At 49.3% G+C, this 16,098-nt stretch carries 18 protein-coding genes; all 18 read left to right on the forward strand.

What is annotated here, in order from left to right; genetic code table 11:
- The first annotated feature begins 29 nt into the window (after positions 1–29).
- The 18 genes from fliF to fliP all read left to right on the forward strand — a co-directional run bounded on the left by fliF (position 30) and on the right by fliP (position 16,089).
- Positions 30–1,619 carry a flagellar basal-body MS-ring/collar protein FliF gene (gene fliF, locus FZ040_RS06285; RefSeq protein ID WP_149171220.1) on the forward strand — a complete coding sequence of 530 codons (1,590 nt, stop codon included), beginning with the start codon at positions 30–32 and terminating at the stop codon, positions 1,617–1,619.
- Positions 1,620–2,648 carry a flagellar motor switch protein FliG gene (gene fliG, locus FZ040_RS06290; RefSeq protein ID WP_143558676.1) on the forward strand — a complete coding sequence of 343 codons (1,029 nt, stop codon included), beginning with the start codon at positions 1,620–1,622 and terminating at the stop codon, positions 2,646–2,648. It abuts the gene before it with no gap.
- Entirely contained in the window at positions 2,641–3,426 is a 786-nt protein-coding gene (locus tag FZ040_RS06295; RefSeq protein WP_149171221.1) for a FliH/SctL family protein, read from the forward strand. The genes fliG and FZ040_RS06295 overlap by 8 nt, the downstream gene beginning before the upstream one ends.
- Positions 3,423–4,760, forward strand: a complete 1,338-nt coding sequence (gene fliI / locus FZ040_RS06300) for a flagellar protein export ATPase FliI (protein ID WP_149171222.1) — start codon at positions 3,423–3,425, stop codon at positions 4,758–4,760. The genes FZ040_RS06295 and fliI overlap by 4 nt, the downstream gene beginning before the upstream one ends.
- A gap of 5 nt (positions 4,761–4,765) precedes the next feature.
- A complete protein-coding gene (gene fliJ / locus FZ040_RS06305) occupies positions 4,766–5,230 on the forward strand; it encodes a flagellar export protein FliJ (protein ID WP_149171223.1) in 465 nt (154 codons plus the stop codon).
- Positions 5,227–5,901: a lytic transglycosylase domain-containing protein gene (locus FZ040_RS06310; protein ID WP_149171224.1), complete on the forward strand. Its 675-nt coding sequence runs from the start codon at positions 5,227–5,229 to the stop codon at positions 5,899–5,901. Before fliJ ends, FZ040_RS06310 begins: the two co-directional genes overlap by 4 nt.
- 46 nt (positions 5,902–5,947) lie before the next feature.
- Complete coding sequence (locus FZ040_RS06315; RefSeq protein WP_149171225.1) at positions 5,948–6,571, forward strand: MotE family protein; 624 nt, start codon at positions 5,948–5,950, stop codon at positions 6,569–6,571.
- Between the two features lie 108 nt (positions 6,572–6,679).
- On the forward strand, positions 6,680–8,248 hold the full coding sequence (locus FZ040_RS06320; protein ID WP_255448780.1) for a flagellar hook-length control protein FliK: 1,569 nt from the start codon (positions 6,680–6,682) through the stop codon (positions 8,246–8,248).
- Between the two features lie 20 nt (positions 8,249–8,268).
- Entirely contained in the window at positions 8,269–8,790 is a 522-nt protein-coding gene (locus tag FZ040_RS06325; protein ID WP_149171226.1) for a flagellar hook capping FlgD N-terminal domain-containing protein, read from the forward strand.
- Positions 8,791–8,822: 32 nt separating this feature from the next.
- Entirely contained in the window at positions 8,823–9,206 is a 384-nt protein-coding gene (locus tag FZ040_RS06330; RefSeq protein ID WP_149171227.1) for a TIGR02530 family flagellar biosynthesis protein, read from the forward strand.
- A 108-nt stretch (positions 9,207–9,314) separates the two neighbouring features.
- Entirely contained in the window at positions 9,315–11,057 is a 1,743-nt protein-coding gene (locus FZ040_RS06335) for a flagellar hook protein FlgE (RefSeq protein ID WP_149171228.1), read from the forward strand.
- Between the two features lie 186 nt (positions 11,058–11,243).
- A complete protein-coding gene (locus FZ040_RS06340; protein ID WP_033169874.1) occupies positions 11,244–11,444 on the forward strand; it encodes a flagellar FlbD family protein in 201 nt (66 codons plus the stop codon).
- A gap of 62 nt (positions 11,445–11,506) precedes the next feature.
- Complete coding sequence (locus FZ040_RS06345; RefSeq protein ID WP_149171229.1) at positions 11,507–12,013, forward strand: flagellar basal body-associated FliL family protein; 507 nt, start codon at positions 11,507–11,509, stop codon at positions 12,011–12,013.
- Between the two features lie 34 nt (positions 12,014–12,047).
- Positions 12,048–13,052 carry a flagellar motor switch protein FliM gene (gene fliM, locus FZ040_RS06350; protein ID WP_149171230.1) on the forward strand — a complete coding sequence of 335 codons (1,005 nt, stop codon included), beginning with the start codon at positions 12,048–12,050 and terminating at the stop codon, positions 13,050–13,052.
- Positions 13,045–14,274, forward strand: coding sequence for a flagellar motor switch phosphatase FliY (gene fliY, locus FZ040_RS06355; RefSeq protein WP_149171231.1), 1,230 nt, complete (start codon positions 13,045–13,047; stop codon positions 14,272–14,274). Before fliM ends, fliY begins: the two co-directional genes overlap by 8 nt.
- Before the next feature lie 121 nt (positions 14,275–14,395).
- A complete protein-coding gene (locus tag FZ040_RS06360; RefSeq protein WP_014423701.1) occupies positions 14,396–14,758 on the forward strand; it encodes a response regulator in 363 nt (120 codons plus the stop codon).
- A gap of 56 nt (positions 14,759–14,814) precedes the next feature.
- Entirely contained in the window at positions 14,815–15,282 is a 468-nt protein-coding gene (fliO, locus tag FZ040_RS06365) for a flagellar biosynthetic protein FliO (protein ID WP_255448781.1), read from the forward strand.
- Between the two features lie 21 nt (positions 15,283–15,303).
- On the forward strand, positions 15,304–16,089 hold the full coding sequence (gene fliP, locus FZ040_RS06370; RefSeq protein ID WP_149171233.1) for a flagellar type III secretion system pore protein FliP: 786 nt from the start codon (positions 15,304–15,306) through the stop codon (positions 16,087–16,089).
- Positions 16,090–16,098 lie beyond the last annotated feature (9 nt).

Below are 16,098 nucleotides of genomic sequence, written 5' to 3' on the forward strand. Positions count from 1 at the left end.
GACAGAATTGACTTGAAGGGATTGAGATCATGGGAGATTGGAAAGAGCGGTATAAGAACCTGTGGACCAGGTTCAGCAAACGCCAGCGCTATATTATGCTGGGGTCCGCTTTGGCTATTCTCGTTGCTATCATTGGCCTGAGTGCCTGGTATGGCAATAAACCGGATATGGTTCCTCTGTTTACCAATATGGAAGCAAAGGATGCCGGTGAAGTAGCGGCTAAATTAAAAGAATCAAAAATCAATTATGAAGTGCAGGAAACGAAGCAGGGAACAACTATCCTGGTTCCATCCAAGAATGTTCATGATGCCCGCCTGGACTTGGCTTCTCAGGGCTTGCCGCGCGGCAATAAAGGTTTTGAGATTTTCGATGACAGCAAACTTGGTGTTACCGAATTCCAGAACAAGGTCAATTTCCTTCAGGCACTTCAGGGGGAACTCACCCGTACGATTGAACAGATTGAAGCGGTAGAGAAGGCACGGGTTCATATCGTTCTTCCGGAAGACAGCCTTTACAAGAAGAATGAGAAGCCGGCAACGGCCTCGATTATGCTTCGGCTGAAACCTCAGGCGGAACTCAGCAAAAAGGAAATCAAAGGTATTGTTAACCTCGCGGCCAACAGTATTCAGGGGCTGAAGCCGGAAAACATCACCATTGTTGATGACACGGGCAAGATACTCAATGACCCGGATGAAAACGAAGAAAACAGCGTCGGGGCAAAGACCATGACGCAGCTCGATATGACCAAGAAGGTTCAGGATAACATCCAGAAGAGTATCCAGACACTCTTAGACCAGTCGCTTGGTGAAGGCCGCGCTTTTGCCCGGGTAAATGTCGAACTTGACTTCGACGACCGCACAACGGATAAGCAGACCTTTACGCCGGTAGTCGATGACTCCGGTATTATCCGCAGCCAACAGGATGTCAGCGAGTCCTATAATGGCACATCGACTCAGCCGGGCGGTGCAGCTGGTGTCCAGTCAAATGTTCCGGGCTATGTTGCCCAGAATGGCAACTCCAATGCGGAGTATTCCAAAAAGGAATCGACGAAAAACTACGAAATCAATGAGGAAAAGTCGAAAGTCGTGGCTGCGCCAGGTTCGATTCGCCGTTTGAATGTAGCTGTGCTGGTCAATGATGATGTCAATGCAACCCAGCAGGACAGCATCATGCGTACGGTAAGCAGCGCCGCTGGTATCAATCAGGATCGTGGTGACACGATTTCCGTTGAGCCACTGCCGTTCAGTACGGAGCTTAGAGACCGCCGGGCTGCGGAAGAACAGGCCGCCAAGGATCGTGAAGACCGCATTTTCTACATGCAGATTGCTGCCGCATTGTTGGTTTTGGCACTGATTGTTGGTGCTATCATGATGCGCCGCCGCAAAAAGCAGCAGGAGCTTGCCGCACTCGAAGAGCAGAGACGGCTCGAAGAAGAGGAGAAGGCACGCTTGGCAGCAGAGAGGGCAGAACGCGTGGATGCTGGCGAAGTTGGCGAAGAAGAGCTTACCGAAGAGGAACAGCGTCATCTTACCGAGAAACAGACGCTGCAGCAGCTCATCGATCAGAAGCCGGCCGAAGTGGCTATGCTTATCAAGACTTGGCTTTCGGAGGAAGAATAAATGGCATTTGATATGTATGGAGACAGTGAGCCGGAACTTTCCAATCAGGAGAAAGTTGCGATACTGTTCATAGCACTTGGACCAGAGTATTCGGCCAAGCTGTTCCAGCATCTTGATGATGAAGAAATTGAAAAAATAACACTGGAGATTGCCAATCATAAGCAGGTAAGCGCTGAGCAGAAAGCTGCGGTAATCAGCGAATTTTATCAGATGGCTATGGCCAAGGACTATATATCCAGCGGTGGTTTGGAGTATGCTCAGAACGTACTCGAAAAAGCGCTGGGGTCCGAAAAGGCGATGGATATTATCAATCGCCTTACTACGAGCCTGCAGGTTCGTCCGTTCGACTTTTTGCGTAAGACGGATCCGTCACAGCTTATGAACTTTATCCAGAACGAGCATCCGCAGACGATTGCGCTTATCATGGCGTATTTGGATCCGGACCAGGCAGCCACCGTTTTAGGGTCGCTGTCTCCGGATGCCCAGGCGGATGTTGCGAAGCGAATTGCGCAAATGGACCGCACGTCTCCGGATATTATCCGCGAGGTTGAGCGTGTACTGGAGCGCAAGCTTTCTACGCTGGTTACGCAGGATTTCACTTCTGCTGGTGGTGTCAAGGCGATTGTCGAGGTGCTCAACCGCGTCGACCGTACGACCGAGAAGTCCATTATCGAAACCCTCGAAGTGGACAATCCGGAACTGGCCGAGGAAATCAAACGGCTCATGTTCGTATTCGAGGATATCGTTCAGCTCGACGACCGTTCGTTGCAGATGGTACTTCGCGAAGTGGATACGAAAGATTTGTCGCTGGCGCTCAAGGCTACGCCACAGGAAGTTGCCGACAAGGTCTACAAGAATATGTCGAAACGTGCAGCCGATATGCTGCGTGAAGAGATTGAGTTCATGGGACCGGTCAAGATTCGCGACGTCGAAGAGGCCCAGCAGAAGGTCGTCAATGTCATCCGTACACTGGAGGACAAGGGCGAGATTGTTGTTTCGCGTGGACAGGGAGACGAGATGATTGTCTAAGGTTATCAAAGCCGCTGTATGGAAAGACAACCCTCATTTTATCGATACGCCGGAGCCACCTAAACAGGAGTCTGTGGCAGATATGACGATGGACGATGAGGCCCGCGCCCATATAATGGCTGAAATTGCTCGAAAAGAGCAGCGGGCCTCGGAAATGCTCAAAGATGCCAAGATAAACGCCGAAATAATTAAACAGGAGGCGCAGGCTGAACGCGAGCGATTGCTGGCAGAAACGCAGCAGGAAATCGATGCGCTCAAGGAGCAGGCTCAGCAGGCTGGCCGCAGAGAAGGCTATGAAGCTGGCCATGACGAAGGAGAGCAAAAAGTTCGTGAGGAGATGGCAGACCTCATCCGCGAGGCCAATGCCAAAGCGGAAAAAACCCTGGCTGACGCACGCAAAGCTTCACGTGATTATGTGCAGCAGGCAGAACAGGACGTAATAACCATCGCCATGAGTGTAGTCGATAAGGTGCTTCCTCAGCATTTTATCGATGTACCGCAGGTGGTCCTGCCCATGGTAAAAGAGGCCATACTCAAAGTGAAAAATCAAAAGGAACTCATTGTTCATGTTCCGCCGGACAGCTATGATTTGGTGTTGATGGCTCGTGACGAGTTCCGTACGATTTTGACTTATGGCGATGCTGTGCTGACCGTTACGTCGGATGAAAGCCTGAAACCGGGGGATTGCCTTATCGAGACGCCGAATGGCAGTGTCGATGCCCGCCTGGCTACCAGGATAGAACTTTTGAAACAAGCGGTACGGGATGTAATGCTATGAGTGAAGAGAACGACAAAAGCTTCCAATTGAATATTGCCAAATTCACCGAGGCTGTACGGACTTGCCCGTCTATGAAACTGACAGGCAAGGTTACGCAGGTCATCGGACTGGTTATTGAGTCGCAAGGCCCGACGGTCAGTGTTGGTGAGCTTTGTTACGTTCATTCGCGGTTGGCAGATGTGGCACCTATCCCTGCGGAAGTCGTAGGCTTCCGAGAGGGATATGTCATGCTGATGCCCGTTGGTGAGATGCAGGGTATCGGGCCAGGCTGCGAAGTTGTGTCAGCGCAAAAGATGCTCAATGTAAAGGTCGGGCCGGAACTCTTAGGACGTGTGCTGGACGGTCTGGGCAATCCTATGGATGATAAAGGACCGCTGCTCTGCCGGGAAGAATATCCTTTGCAGGCTGACCCGCCAGCACCGCTTAGCCGGCCGCGTATACATGAGAATCTATATGTAGGGGTTCGTGCTATCGATGGTTTGATAACTATGGGCGAGGGCCAGCGAATTGGCATTATGGCCGGTTCGGGTGTTGGCAAATCCACGCTGCTGTCCATGATAGCCCGCAATACTGAAGCAGATATCAGTGTCATTGCGTTGGTGGGTGAGCGTGGCCGTGAGGTTCGTGATTTTATTGAACGCGACCTCGGCGAAGAGGGAATGAAGCGTTCCGTCGTGGTAGTGGCTACCTCCGATCAGCCGGCACTTGTCCGCATCAAGGGCGCTATGACGGCTACGGCTATTGCCGAATATTTTCGTGACCAGGGCCGGAAGGTTATTTTGATGATGGACTCGGTTACGCGCTTTGCGATGGCTCAGCGTGAGGTAGGACTTACTATTGGCGAGCCGCCAGCTACCCGTGGTTATACTCCATCGGTATTTGCTATGCTGCCGCGGCTGCTCGAACGGGCTGGTACCAGTGAACGGGGGTCCATAACGGGAATCTATACGGTGCTGGTTGATGGCGATGATATGAATGAACCGATTGCCGATGCGGTCCGAAGTATTTTGGACGGGCATATTGTTCTTAGCCGTAACATTGCCGCGCAGAACCACTTTCCTGCAATTGATATCATGCCGAGTGTCAGCCGTGTCATGAATGAGGTCGTATCGCCGGAACATTTAAAAGCTGCGCAGCAGATGCGGCAGCTGATGGCTGTTTACCGCGATGCGGAGGACTTGATTCACATCGGCGCGTATGTTAAGGGGTCGAGTGCGAAGATTGACGAAGCAATAGCGAAAATTGATTCCATTAACGATTTCTTATGTCAGGGGATATTTGAGGTGGATTCCTACGAAGATACTGAGAATAAACTGATAGGAATATCCGGGTGAGATAAATGAAGAAATTCAAATTTCAGCTGGAAACGCTGCTAAAAGTCACGCGTATGAAAAAAGAAGATGCCGAAGTTGCTTTTGCTGAGGCGTCCCGAAAGGTCGAAGAAGCCCGCGAGGCTTTGGAGGGGCTGCTAAAGGAAATGCAGCAGGGACAAAGGGATTATGAAGCTCTTTCCATCGAGGGAACGAAGGTAACAGTCGGGCGTTTGATGACTTTCAACAGTTTTTTTGCCTGGAAGCGCGAGCAGATTGAAATGCAGCAGGGCATTGTCCTGCAAATGCGAAATGAAAAGCAAAAGAAACTAAAGGAACTCATGGATGTCATGAGTTATCTGAAGAGTATTGAGCAGTTGAAGGAAAAGCGGCTTCAGGAATACAAGGAAGAAGCTATGCAGGAAGAGCAGAAGATGCTCGATGAGATTGGCCTGCAATTGACCATGAGAAGGAAAGCGGGGGAAGCTTTATGATAAACTTATCAGGAGTTAGAGCTGTACAAGCCCGGATTGCACAGATTCAGGAACGATTCGGAATGCCAAGGGGCGTTCCGGGGATGGATTTCCAAAATACGCTTAAGAAAGAAATCCAAAAGACTGAGCAGGCAGAAAAAGCTCAAACAGCTCCGACGGCAGTCACCCCAGCGAAGAAAACGCAGGCGGCATCGTCGTATTCCCCGATAACTTCCAGTGGTAAGGCGCAGAATTTTGTTTCACCATCCGCGAAGAATACTTATCCATCTTATTCGGTAAATCAAAGCCTGCCGTTAGCAGACCAGAGCTTGTCAGCGATGATTGATGAAGCGGCACGCAAGTATAATGTTGACCCGAAACTGGTGGCTGCCGTAGCGGAAGTAGAATCCGGCGGCAATCAGGATGAGACTTCATCGGCTGGTGCAATTGGCGTTATGCAGCTGATGCCGGATACGGCGGCTGCGTTGGGCGTCAATCCGTATGACAAGAAATCCAACATCGAAGGTGGAGCTAAATATCTCCGTCAGATGCTGGATACATTCGATGGAGATATCCGCAAGGCAGTAGCTGCCTATAATGCGGGGCCTAATGCCGTAAAGAATTATGGCGGGATTCCTCCTTACCGGGAGACTCAGAACTACGTTAACAAGGTACTTGACATCTATCGGTAATTGCCAATGGATGATAGTGGAATAATAGATAAAGGCAGGTAATACAATGGCAGATGAACAGCCAAAGAAAAAAGGAAAGAAAATAGCAAAGCTGCTGCTGATGCTCTTCCTGTTGTTGGTACTTATTATTGGCGGCTTTGTTCTGGGCATCTATCTGCGGCTCTTTGATACGCAGGAAGCCAATGAAAAACTTGGCCTTTACAAATTGCCAGTAATCGGTCAGTATTTCGTACAGCCGGCTCCTTCCCAGAATGAGATGGAGAACACGCCGGTGGAAGATGTTAAGCCCAATAAGGACGACAAAAAACAGTCCAAAAAGATAACGATTTCCAAGAAAGAAATCGAAAAGCAAATGAAGGAGCGCGAGGCTGCTGAACGCAAACGCGTATCCAAATTGGCGCGTCTCTATAATGAGATGAAGCCGCGTGATGCAGCCGAGGCCATGGACGCTTTGGATGATGACCTTTGCATTGCAATCCTGCAGCGTATGGATGAGGGCAATGCCGCCAAGGTTATGTCCGAATTTGAAGCTTCGAAAACAGCCCGGTTGACGCAAATCATGTATGAAGGCACGCAGAAGAAAATGAATACGGAAGAGGACGTTCGCAAGATGCTGGAAGAACAACAGAATAAAGCGAACGGAGATAATTCCGAGGGAAACAACCCATAAATACCAATCCTTCCTTGCATTAGGAAGGATTTTTTTTGTTTATAGCGAAATTTAATTTAAGAGATTGCTGATTCTCAACGATAGATACTATGTAAGGAGGTGAAATGTGTGGAGACAAAGAATTTAATGGCTGTTGTGCCTCAGGCAGGTGGCGCTGGTAATGTTCAGGGAAAGAAGAATTCACTGGCGGCTGTTAAAGATGCCGGCCGGGATTCCTTCGGTGAGGCATTAGGCAAAATAGACAAGGATGTTCAGGAGGCCATAGCGAAGGCAACTGTTGATGATTCGCAGGGAAGCGCAGCAGATAATGGCGATGTCATGGATGAAGCGCCAAAAGATCCGCTGGCAGCAGTGATTGCGGCAAGTCAGCAGCTGGCATCCATAACGCCCGAACAGGGAGAAGAGGCGTTGGAGCAGCTGGAGACACCAGTGGCTGAATTAGATTTTTCTGAGGAGGGTCAGGCTGAACTGACAGCTCCGATAAACAAGCCGGAGCAAAAAAATGCAGCGTTGCAGAGTCTTCTTCCTCAGTCTGAGGAAGAGGGGCTGAAAAATCGCGACTTTTTGGCAATGCTTTCGGGACAGCAGCTGAAACGTAAGCCGGTGCAGATGACGCAGCCGGGGCAGGCTGAGCAGACCCCCAATGCGGCCGTTAAGATTACCCAGCCGGCAACGAATCTGGAAGCACAGCTTCTGAATGTTAAGCAGGGAGGCCAGCAGCCACTGCTGGTGCAGAATAATGTACCTGGCTTGGAAAAAGTAACGGGCCAGCAGAGTGTGCAGGGAGCAGCTGCTGAGAATCTGGCAGCGGTTGAAGTACAGGCACCGCAACAGACATTGGCGGCGTCGCAGGCCGTTGCTGTGGAAGAAGATTCCAAACCAATCGGAAAGCTCCTTCAGGATGTGACCGTTTCGGTGGAGAATGAAGCGGCTGTGGCAGCGCCTATCCGCACGGACGCCAAACAGGCTATGATGCAGCAGGGAGAGCAGAACCCGCAAAACCAGCAGGGGAGACAGCAGGAAGCTGTTGAGATAAATGTATCGGATGGTGGGAAAATGGTTCAGCAGCTGGCAGAAGAAGCTGCTGGAGACAAGCCGCAGATGCCAGCCTCCGTTAACGGCGGTACGCATCAGGTTAGCGCATTTGCCCAGCAATTGCAGGAAAATATCGCTGGACCAGCACCTGCTGCGGAGGTACAGGAAGTACAGCAGCCACAGGCTGATTATGATATCCCGCGGCAGATTGTCGACCAGGCCCGCTTGATTCGCCGGGCTGCGGACACGCAAATGGTCATAAAGCTGAATCCGGAACATCTTGGCGAGCTTACACTGAAGGTTTCAGTTACCCAGAATGGCTCGGTCAATGCCTCGTTCCATAGCGATAATGCGCAGGTTCGTGCTGTTATCGAAAATTCTCTTGTTCATCTCCGCCAGGAATTGAACAATCAGGGACTTAAAGTGGACAGCGTTGAAGTGTATGCCGGTCTGGCAGATGGCCAGCTGCCACAGGAGCAGGGACAGCAGGCTTGGCAGAATCAGCAGGGGAATCATAGCGGGAATGTCCGGATTCTTTCTGCGGATGCAGAAGGCTATGCCGATGAGGTGGATAATCTTTCGGCAGCAGCAATTCAGGGAGCAGAGACGAGCGCTACGGATGGCGTAGATTATCGCATTTAAAGATAGGAAGTGAAATAACTATGTCAAACGTACTTAATACCGTTACCAAGGGTGGTGTGACTATGACGGCTGATGCCTATGCGGCATCGCAGGCTGCCAACAAAACAGATAATTCCACCTTGGGAAAAGATGCGTTCCTGCAGCTTCTGGTAACCCAGATGAAATATCAGGATCCGCTTGATCCGCAGGATAATGGTGAATATCTGGCTCAGCTGGCACAGTTCTCCGCATTGGAGCAGATGACCAATGTATCAGAAGGACTCAGCAATGTGTCCACGTTGGTCAGCAACATTGACACGTCAGTTCTCGTCGGTCAGCTCAGTAATATGATTGGCCAGGATGTTCAGTGGGCGGTCACGACGACTACTACGGACGCTGATGGCAAAGAAACGAAGACGACAACGAAACTTGAAGGTAAGGTTACTGGCGTAAGCATTTCGGATGGTTCGCCGACGGTCATTGCCAAGAGTGGGGACAAAATCTATAAAGTGGCTATCGGGGATATCACCCGTATTGGTCAGGGAATCCAGGATAGCAAATAATTCAAGGCAGTTTGAATGGGAGGAATCGGACAATGGCTGATTCAAGGATATACTTCAACACGCAGCCTATCCTCTCCCTAAATCCAATAACAGCCGGCAAGCAGAAGATTCAGCATGGTAGCGGAAACGCCAGCTTCGGGGATATCCTCAGTGAGGTGCAAAAGAAGGTGTGTTTTTCCCACCATGCATGGAATCGGCTGCAGGAACGGAATATCAATCTCAGTGATACAGACTTAGCAAAACTTGATGATACCGTCGATAAACTGGCTCAAAAGGGAGCACGGGAATCCCTCGTCTATATGAAGGACGTGGCGCTGGTCGTCAGTGTAACGAACCGGACCGTGATTACCGCCATGGATGGCACGCGTGGAAATGAAAATATAATAACGAATATTGATAGTGCAGCAATTCTTTGAAGTTGGACCTAACGGAGACTTCAGGCAGCCGAACGATAGACGCTGCCTAGGATTGCATTATCAATGAATGACGACAACCTTCAATGTAAGGAAAGGAAGTAATTCATTATGATGCGTTCGCTTTTTTCCGGTGTTTCCGGACTTAAATCTCACCAGACCCGTATGGATACGATTGGCAACAACATCGCCAATGTCAATACTACCGGTTTCAAATCCAGCCGTACGACTTTTGCCGATACGCTTTCCCAGACGATGACGGGTGCATCGTCGCCAAGCGGCAATCTCGGTGGTACGAACCCGAAGCAGATTGGACTTGGTACTGGAGTAGCATCCATTGATATGATTTTTACGGATGGTTCGGTACAGTCTACCGGCAAGAACACCGATCTCTGTCTTTCCGGCAATGGTCTCTTTGTGGTAAATAGTGGCAATCAGCGTTATTATACGCGTGATGGTGCTTTTGAATTTGATGCAGAGGGCAACTACGTTCTGCCAGGTTCTGGTTTGTTTGTACAGGGCTGGATGGGCGAAAATGGTACCATTAATACTTCTGGTGCGGCTGGCAATATCCAGATTCCTGCGGGTAAGAGTATGGCAGCAGCAGCTTCGAGCATTGCGACTTATGCCAACAACCTCAATGCAGCAGCGCTGACGATTAAATCCATCAGTGGTGGCGGGAGCCAGGTTACGAGCACAAAAGATTATGATAATGCTTCGCAGGGAAGTGTATCAGCAACGCAGGAAGGTCCGGTTACCCTTACGACGGCAGACGGAACGAATCCGGCCAATCTGCAGTCGGGCTCGTATATCGTGGGAGGTAGCTATAAGGTAGCTAGCTATGCAACAGCTGCTGATGGAACGGCAACGCTGACTACCGGTCAGACGGCAACCTTGACGTTAAGCGATGGTACGACGGCAACCGTATCGACAGGCTCGTTTAAAGTAGGCGATAATTATGGTACGGCGACGCCGCCACTGACTATTTCCTCAATCAGTGTAGAGACGACAATCAGTAAAATCACCAAAACGTATGTATCGGAATCTGAGGCATCTTCCGGAAGTCCGGTTACGCTTACGATGAGTGATGGTTCGAAGGTTACCGAAACGTCGGGCAAGTATAAAGTTGGCAACAGCCTGCCGGTAACGACGACGCTGACGGCTTATGACACGCTGGGCAATGCACACAGCATTCCGGTTTACTTCACCAAGACGAAAACCGACAGTACGACGGGCAACCAGTGGACTGTGTCGGTGGCAACGGATGGTTCGGGAAAGGCTACCATTAAAGAAGACGATGGTACGGAAACGGTTATCACGATGCCGGATACGATTCTTCAGTTCACGACGGATGGTAAACTCGACAGTGGTTCCAGCAGTGTCGACCTGACGCTGCAGAATGGTGCGCAGGCATCACAGAGCATTACGCTGGTTATGGATTCGCTTACGCAGTATGCGGGCAACAGCACGATCAATGGTAAGGCGAACGGTAATGCAGCTGGTACGCTTTCGAGTGTCTCGGTTGACAGTTCGGGCATCATCACGGGTACCTATACCAATGGTGTCAAACAGGCAGAGGCACAGGTTGCTATCGCTCAGTTCACGAATGCTTCGGGCTTGCTTAAAACGGGCAACAGCCTCTATCAGGAATCCAACAACTCTGGTACGGCCAATATCAAGACGGCAGCAGACCTTGGCGTAACAATTACGCCGTCGGCACTCGAGATGTCCAATGTCGATATCGCCAACGAGTTCTCGGATATGATTGTTACCCAGCGTGGTTTCCAGTCCAATTCCAAGATTATCACGGTCGGCGATGAGATGCTCGAGACGATGATTAATATGAAACGTTAATAGTAAAGTAATTTAGACAGGGGCTGATGTATGAAAATGCATCGGCCTTTGTTTATTTGGCGTTTATGGGAAAAATATTGCAGGTTTTTTAGAGAAAGGGAAAAAAATAAAAGGGAAAATAGGAAGGAATGACGAATTTTAAGAGAATGAAGATGTATTGCAGAAAGGCAAGGAGATGGATCATTCATGATTAAACTCACAAAATTTAATTCCCGTACAAATAAAAAAGGAGAATTTGTGTTGAATGCCGAAATAATAGAGACAATAGAGGAAACGCCTGATACTGTTGTCACTTTGACAAACGGCAAGAAATTCATCGTCGATGAGCCGATGGATGAAATCGTGCGTAGAGTTATGAAGTATCGCCGTGCCTTGCATCAATTTTGATGTAGACAAATTATAAACTCTTGGTATAATGAGAAAGTAGCTTTTTATGGGAGGAGTATCAGATGGCAGACGAACAGAAGGAAACAGAAGCTGCGCCAGAAGAAAAGAAGAAAAAATCACCGATTATCCTGGTAATCATTTTGGTTCTGGTTGGTCTTGTGCTGGCAGCAGGTATCTCGTTTGTTATTACTACAAAGATGATGAAAGATACTGCCACGGAGTCAGTCAGCGAGCATCATGACCCCGGTGTTTTCATCAAATTGGGAGATGCCAAAGAGGGCATTATGGTCAACGTTGGAGGCCAGAAGGCAGGTAAATTCTTAAAGGCAGGTATTGTTCTTGAGATGAATCCTGGTAAAAAGGATAACATTCTTGAGGGAAAACTCCAGCCGATGGCTGAGACGAAAATCCTTGATACTACGATGCAAATCCTCAGAAGTGCCAAACTCGATGAGTTTGATGCGACAAAACAGGACGAGCTCAAAAAGAAAATCAAAGATGAACTCAATACGAAGCTCGGCGCAGGTTCGGTCTACGATGTATATATCACAAGCTTCCTGCTCCAGTAAAATGAGAAAAGCATAGCAGGAAGGAGGACGAAGGTTGGCAGATGACGTACTATCCCAATCTGAGATAGATAAACTGCTTTCAGCACTGTCAGACGGAACAGTATCCGCAGAAGAAGTCAAAGCAGACGAAGAACAAAAGAAAATAAAGACCTATGATTTCAAGCGGCCGGACAAGTTCTCCAAGGATCAGATTCGAACCTTGTTCATGCTTCACGAGAGTTTTTCCAGATTGCTGAACACCTATTTGTCTACGCACCTGCGCACTTTGGTAAATGTTGAGGTAGCGTCGGTTGAACAGCTCACTTATCAGGAGTTCGTTCAATCACTGGCAAATCCATCGGTCATCAGTATTCTGGCGGTTCCGCCGCTAAAGGGAAATATCATCCTTGAAGTCAATACGGAAATTGCCTTTGCCTTCATTGACCGCGTCTTTGGCGGTGAGGGTAAAACAGGAATCAAGCCGCGTGTCCTGACAGAAATCGAAGAAGTGGTTATGAAACGCTTTATCGATACCGCCATGGGCCATCTGAAAGAGGCTTGGTCGAATGTGGTGGAGTTCCGCCCCAGTCTGGAAGCAACAGAGTCTAATCCTCAGTTTACCCAGATTGTGCCGCCAAGCGACATGGTGGTCATCGTCACGATTCAAATGAAGGTTGGCGATGTTGAGGGCATGATGAATATCTGTATTCCGTATCTGGTATTGGAACCGGTCATGTCCAAGCTGACCACAACTTTCTGGGTAGCCTCATCGGTATCAAAAGATGATGATCCGGAACAGGTCAAAATACTGCAGAAAAAGATTGAGCGCACCGAAGTACCTTTTGTTGTCCAATTGGGCAGTGTCGATATCACAATCAACGAGTTCTTGACACTTGGTTTTGGTGATGTCCTGCAAATGGATGCTAAGGTCAATGACAACCTGCTCTGCATGGTAGGGCATAAGCCCAAATTCTATTGCCGGCCGGGGACATCCGGAAAGAAAATGGCAGTACAAATTACAAAAATAATTAACGAAGGAGATGAAGATACTGATGAGTGACGATATGATCTCGCAAGAGGAGATTGACGCCCTGCTGAACGGCGGCGCTATACCGGATGCAGGCGATGCAGCCCCCGCGGGAGAGTCGGAGGCAGCAGCTGAACCTGCCGCAGACAGTAGTTCATCTCAGCTCGATGATGTACTCACAGATGTCGAAAAGGATGCGTTAGGGGAAATCGGTAACATATCGATGGGGAGTGCTGCGACGACCCTTTCGGTATTGCTGGGCCACAAGGTAAGCATCACGACGCCTACGGTGTCGGTTGCGACCATGAGCATCATTCAGGAGCAGTATCCAATGCCGTACCTCATTGTTGAGGTCGGATATACGATTGGTATAGATGGCAATAATGTCCTGGCTATTCAGGCGCAGGATGCGGCAATCATCGCGGACCTTATGATGGGCGGTGATGGTACGAATCCTGATACGGAAATCAATGAAATCGCAATGAGTGCTGTCGGCGAATCCATGAACCAGATGATGGGAACCGTGGCAACGTCGCTTTCTACGATGTTCAACAAGAAAATCGATATTTCTCCGCCAAAGGTGAATTTGATTGACTTTGGCAGTGAGGATAAGGTTACCGAACTGGTTGGAAAAGATGAGCCGGTTGTCCGTACGTCTTTCCGTATGGAAGTCGATGGTTTGATTGACAGCGAAATCATGCAAATCCTTCCGGTATCGGTAGCCAAGGAAATGGTTGAGTCGCTGACGAATGGGGCCGCAGAAGAAGAGCCGGAACCAGAGCCAGTACCAGCGGCACCAGCCCCGGCTCCGGCCGCGCCGGCTGCGGCACCAGCGGCACCAGCCCCGGCTCCGGCTCCAGCCGCCGCACCGCCACCGATGGCAGCAGCTCCTGCCGCTGGTTATGGGATGGCAATGCAGCCGCATGTGGCGACTAATGTTCCGGTCCAGTCGGCGCAGTTTACGCCGCTTAATATGCAGCCGGTTCAGGTCAATGATGCGAATATCGGCTTAATCCTGGACGTACCGCTTTCTGTAACGGTAGAGCTGGGACGCACGAAAAAATCAATCAAGGAGATTCTCGAGCTTACGAACGGTTCAATCGTAGAACTCGAGAAATTGGCTGGCGAGCCAGTGGACATTCAGGTTAACGGTAAGTTCCTGGCGAAAGGCGAGGTTGTTGTCATTGATGAGAACTTCGGCGTTCGCATTACCGAGATAGCAAGTCCGGCAGAGCGAGCTGCAAAACTTCAGTAATCCTCTGAGGAACTGGAGACAGGCGGAGACGCACTCTTGCCTACCAATGGACTTTCTTATATAATTAAGTTAAAGTTGAACCAAGTCGAATGATTTCTTTAAAGATGAGGAGAGATGAAACATGGCAGTACGAGTTTTGGTCGTTGACGATGCGGCATTCATGAGAATGATGGTTAAGGACATTCTCTCGAAGAATGGCTATGAAGTTGTTGGCGAAGCTGAGAATGGGATGAAAGCTCTGGAGAAATATCAGGAGCTTAAACCAGATCTTGTTACCATGGATATCACGATGCCGGAGATGGATGGTATCAGTGCGGTTAAAGAGATTAAAAAAGTTGACCCGAATGCTAAAATCGTTATGTGCAGCGCCATGGGCCAGCAGGCAATGGTCATTGAAGCAATTCAGGCCGGTGCCCGTGACTTTATTGTTAAGCCGTTCCAGGCAGACCGTGTTCTGGAGGCTGTCCGTAAAGCAGTAGGCTAATGGAGAGAAAATATATTCTATTGGCGTGTGTTGTGGGGATACTGGTTACTCTAGTCATGATGGATCCGGCCCTGGCTGCTGAAGAAGCAGCCAAGGGCGGGTATCTGTCTGGCTATGAGAATACTGACCCCAAGCCATCGTCGATTTCCTGGTGGTCGACAATTGCTTATTTGGTCAGCCTTTTTGCCATATTTATTTTTGTGGTGGGGCTGGCTTATTTTGCTGCTCGTTTTCTCGGTGGCCATTTTGCCCAGCGGAAAATGGGTTATGGCGGGAAGATTTTATCTCATTTGCCGTTAGGCCCGAACCGCTCGGTTTGCATTATGGAGATGGCTGGCCGCGTGTTCATGCTGGGGGTCACAGAGCATTCCATAACGCTTTTGACCGAGATTACCGATATGGATGAGATAGACCGTCTTCATCGCGAAGAGCAGAACGGACTGAAGGTGCCAGAGATGTTTTCCCAGCAGTTCGGAGCGCTTTCTGACTTTGTCCAGAAGGTTCCACCGATTTTCCGCAAGTAACGATATGGTTGATTCTGATTTATGATACGAAACAAAAGGGGTTGTAGGCGCTTGAAACGTCGGGATGTTCTTATCCTGTTGGGAGGTTTGGTTCTCCTGCTTTTTATGACCAATGACGCTTTGGCAGCGCCTTTGATTCCTGCAGTCAATGTGGATGTAGGTTCATCGAATAAACCGCAGGATGTCGCAGTGACACTGCAGGTTATGGCGCTGTTGACGATATTGACATTAGCTCCGGGTATACTGATTATGACGACATCGTTTGTGCGGATTGTCGTCGTTATTGGTTTTCTGCGCAATGCATTGTCAACGCAAAATGTGCCGCCAAACCAGGTGGTCATTGCTTTGTCGTTATTCTTGACCTTTTATATCATGGCTCCCTATTGGGGACAGGCAAATGAAAATGGACTCCAACCCTATATGGCGGGGCAGATTACCCAGGAAGAGGCGTTGGATAATGTGGCGGCGCCAATCCGCGAGTTCATGTTCAAGCAGACACGTGAGTCGGACTTAGCGCTGTTTGTCAACTTGTCTGATGCGGAGCGGCCTGATGGCCCGGAAGATGTTTCAACATTTACACTGATTCCGGCCTTTATCATCAGTGAGCTTAAGACAGCATTCCAGATAGGCTTTATGATTTATGTGCCGTTTATTGTCATTGATATGATTGTGGCAAGTACGCTGATGTCCATGGGTATGATGATGCTGCCGCCGGTTATGATATCATTGCCATTCAAGATTTTGCTGTTTGTCATGGTTGATGGCTGGCATCTGTTGATAAAGTCTCTTATTGTCAGCTTTAAGTAGCCGGGGAGA

Origin of the sequence: Pseudoselenomonas ruminis, assembly GCF_008271295.1 — a bacterium.
Classification (GTDB): domain Bacteria; phylum Bacillota; class Negativicutes; order Selenomonadales; family Selenomonadaceae; genus Selenomonas_A; species Selenomonas_A ruminis.

What these genes read in the sequence shown, in the direction of transcription:
- fliF (WP_149171220.1), top strand. Translation starts at nt 30, where the DNA reads ATGGGAGATTGGAAAGAGCGGTATAAGAACCTGTGGACCAGGTTCAGC.
- fliG (WP_143558676.1), top strand. Translation starts at nt 1,620, where the DNA reads ATGGCATTTGATATGTATGGAGACAGTGAGCCGGAACTTTCCAATCAG.
- fliI (WP_149171222.1), top strand. Translation starts at nt 3,423, where the DNA reads ATGAGTGAAGAGAACGACAAAAGCTTCCAATTGAATATTGCCAAATTC.
- fliJ (WP_149171223.1), top strand. Translation starts at nt 4,766, where the DNA reads ATGAAGAAATTCAAATTTCAGCTGGAAACGCTGCTAAAAGTCACGCGT.
- FZ040_RS06310 (WP_149171224.1), top strand. Translation starts at nt 5,227, where the DNA reads ATGATAAACTTATCAGGAGTTAGAGCTGTACAAGCCCGGATTGCACAG.
- FZ040_RS06315 (WP_149171225.1), top strand. Translation starts at nt 5,948, where the DNA reads ATGGCAGATGAACAGCCAAAGAAAAAAGGAAAGAAAATAGCAAAGCTG.
- FZ040_RS06325 (WP_149171226.1), top strand. Translation starts at nt 8,269, where the DNA reads ATGTCAAACGTACTTAATACCGTTACCAAGGGTGGTGTGACTATGACG.
- FZ040_RS06330 (WP_149171227.1), top strand. Translation starts at nt 8,823, where the DNA reads ATGGCTGATTCAAGGATATACTTCAACACGCAGCCTATCCTCTCCCTA.
- FZ040_RS06335 (WP_149171228.1), top strand. Translation starts at nt 9,315, where the DNA reads ATGATGCGTTCGCTTTTTTCCGGTGTTTCCGGACTTAAATCTCACCAG.
- FZ040_RS06340 (WP_033169874.1), top strand. Translation starts at nt 11,244, where the DNA reads ATGATTAAACTCACAAAATTTAATTCCCGTACAAATAAAAAAGGAGAA.
- FZ040_RS06345 (WP_149171229.1), top strand. Translation starts at nt 11,507, where the DNA reads ATGGCAGACGAACAGAAGGAAACAGAAGCTGCGCCAGAAGAAAAGAAG.
- fliY (WP_149171231.1), top strand. Translation starts at nt 13,045, where the DNA reads ATGAGTGACGATATGATCTCGCAAGAGGAGATTGACGCCCTGCTGAAC.
- FZ040_RS06360 (WP_014423701.1), top strand. Translation starts at nt 14,396, where the DNA reads ATGGCAGTACGAGTTTTGGTCGTTGACGATGCGGCATTCATGAGAATG.
- fliO (WP_255448781.1), top strand. Translation starts at nt 14,815, where the DNA reads ATGATGGATCCGGCCCTGGCTGCTGAAGAAGCAGCCAAGGGCGGGTAT.
- fliP (WP_149171233.1), top strand. Translation starts at nt 15,304, where the DNA reads ATGATACGAAACAAAAGGGGTTGTAGGCGCTTGAAACGTCGGGATGTT.